The organism is Limosilactobacillus sp., assembly GCF_051873035.1.
Classification (GTDB): Bacteria; Bacillota; Bacilli; order Lactobacillales; family Lactobacillaceae; genus Limosilactobacillus.
The window spans coordinates 1-2,781 of the sequence record NZ_JBJEEL010000018.1 but is presented as its reverse complement, the minus strand read 5'-3'; the positions used below and the strand labels follow the sequence as shown (position 1 = coordinate 2,781).

Here is a 2,781-nt window from a genome sequence, read left to right as displayed (position 1 = left end):
GGTCAGTATTATTTATTTGAGTCCAGTGGCTAACTTATTCTTGAAATTTAGGGAAAGATAATTTTCTCTGCTGCGCGGTATTTGATTTAAAGATCATATTGTTCCTAGGCAAGTACTGCTTCGGCAATGTCTAATACAACGATCAGAATCAGCAGGCCAGCTAACAACCACGTTAACCGCCGGGCATGGTGGTCACCATTTTTAATTTGGGGCCAAAAAAGGCCTAGATAAGCAGCCACCAATAGTCCACACCCGATTAGGCCAAAAAGGCCCGAATGAAAGCCATGGCTGTCGATCGAAAATCCGGCGACGAAGAACAAACCTAGCGCAAATGCTAGTCCGAATAAAAGCTGCTTATTTTTCATCCAATACCCCACTATTCGTGTAAGTGATAATTATAACTAGCCACGATAATATTTTCTCGTGAGTTTAAGATTGCCCGTAGCCGGACACTAGTCTGGTTATGCAGCGCTAACTGCCAAGGGTGCTTAGGAATAAACTGAGGGACCAACACGGTCGTCGAGTAATTCCGTGCCTCCGCCCGCTTGGCAATTACGTCAACAAAGCGGAGCGTCGGCTTGGCAATTGACCGGTATGAAGAGTGGATGTCCACAAAACGAACATCTGGATACTCCGCTTTAAACTCATTGGCCGTTTTATGTTCCTTGCCCGGGTTCTCATCAAAGGAGACGTGCATTGCGATTACGTAGTCCCCAATTGATCGCGCATAGTTAATTGCTCCCCGCGTCACCCGGGTAACATTACCAACCAGTACAATCACGGTTGCCCCATCGTAATCATGCAGCTGCACCTTCGTCTTCTCTGCCACCCGTAGCTGCGCCGCAACTTTAACGTAGTGGCTGTGAATTTTATGGAACATGTACAGCAGAAGTGGCATGATGATCAGGTATGGCCAAACATTACTAAAGTGCTGCCAGAACAAGAAGACCACTAAGGACAATGAGATGATCGCGCCGACAAGGTTAATAAAGGCTTTGCCAAGCCACCAGCCTTCGCGCTCCCGGAACCAGTGAATGATCATTCCCGACTGCGATAAAGTGAAGGGAACAAAGACCCCGACCGCATAAAGCGGAATCAGGTTATTGGTCTGACCATGGAAGATCAAGATAAGGACAATCGCGCCAATTGCCAGAGAGATAATCCCGTTAGAATAACCTAGCCGGTCACCACGGTCCATGAAGGCATGGGGCATGTACTTATCCTTAGCCATGTTGAAGGCCAGAATTGGGAAGGCCGAAAAACCGGTATTAGCAGCAACCGCCAGAATCATTGACGTTGATAGCTGTAAGAGGTAAAAGCCGAGCCCGTGACCACCAAAAATCTTCAGGGCAATCTGGGATAAGACCGTCGTCCGGCCATTTGGAACGACCCCCATAAAGAAACTAAAGAAGATAATGGCAATAAAGAAGAAGGCCAGGATGGCACTCATGATTGCCAAGGTCGTCGCTGCGTTCTTTTCCTTAGGCTTATTGAAGTTCGGGACCGCATTGCTGACCGCTTCAACCCCGGTTAACGAGGATGAACCAGCCGAGAAGGCCCGAATGAACAGCACTACCGACATCCCTGCTACTGGTGTCCCGTAATCAGCTGGTGCCTGGTAATGAATATTACCGGTCACCACATTATAAAGTCCCCAGATAATCATGATAAAAATCATTACTACGAAGAAGTAGACCGGTACCGTTAAGAAGTTGGCACTCTCACTCATTCCCCGTAAATTCATAAACATAATTAATAATACAATGATAATAGCAATTGGGATTGAGAAGCGATACAGGGCGGGAACGGCCGAAGTAATAGCTTCCACCCCTGAAGTAGTTGATACCGCAACGGTCAACATGTAGTCAACTAACAGGGAACCACCGGCAAAGAGTCCACCGTTACTCCCCCAGTTTTGCGTTGCTACCACGTAAGCACCACCGCCACTCGGGTAGGCCCGAATGATTTGTTGATATGATAAGGTGATTGCCAGCAGCAATACCAAAACGATCGCCGCGATGGGGATTGAATACCAAAGCGCCGCCGCAGACAGGGTTACTAAAACCGTGGTAATTTGCTCAGGACCATAGGCCACTGATGAAATAGCATCTGAAGAGAGCATCGCTAGTGCTTTAAACTTGGTCAGGTGTGACTGACCTTCATCAAGCGTCTTTAACGGTTTCCCGATCAGTACACGTTTAAGATAACGCCACATAACTATCCTCCTACTAACCTAGATTTTGTTTAGTCTTATTTTTATCCTATGACTGGACAATGTTACAACTAATTATCCTACTTTTCAATTGCCATTGCGAAGTAAATTTATGGTGACGGGGCAAAAAGTCGTAATCTGTCCCCTAAAAGCCCCAAAAGGTGGTAACCCACTCCCAAATGGATTAAGGACTAATAGCACGGTATATAAATAGCTCCAAGTACTCGGAAAATCCGACTACTTGGAGCTATTCATACTCGTGGAGACTCACACCAGGCTGCAGCCGCCCAGTTGACTCTTCCGCTTTTTAATTAGGGATCAAATTACATCATACCGCCCATGCCGGCGCCACCTTGTGGTGCAGCAGGAGCTTGACCATCCTTCGGGTCTGGCTTGTCGGCAACAACTGCTTCAGTCGTCAGCAGCAATGCGGAAACAGAAGCAGCGTTTTGCAATGCTGAACGGGTAACCATCGTTGGGTCAACGATTCCGGCATCAACCATGTCTTCGAACTTGCCATCGGCAGCGTTGTAACCAACACCTTCCTTTTGGCTCTTCAGTTCGTTAAC

Annotated in this window: 3 protein-coding genes; all 3 read right to left on the bottom strand. The window is 47.3% G+C overall.

Features of this window, described 5'->3' with window-relative positions; genetic code table 11:
* Positions 1–104 precede the first annotated feature (104 nt).
* The gene (locus tag ACI31H_RS01880; RefSeq protein WP_439770305.1) at positions 105–365 is read right to left on the bottom strand and encodes a hypothetical protein; all 261 of its coding nucleotides are present in this window, start codon (positions 363–365) and stop codon (positions 105–107) included.
* 11 nt (positions 366–376) lie between these two features.
* Entirely contained in the window at positions 377–2,215 is a 1,839-nt protein-coding gene (locus ACI31H_RS01875; RefSeq protein ID WP_439770304.1) for an APC family permease, read from the bottom strand.
* 320 nt (positions 2,216–2,535) lie between these two features.
* On the bottom strand, positions 2,536–2,781 hold a 246-nt coding region (locus tag ACI31H_RS01870), incomplete at its 5' end, for a TCP-1/cpn60 chaperonin family protein (protein ID WP_439770303.1).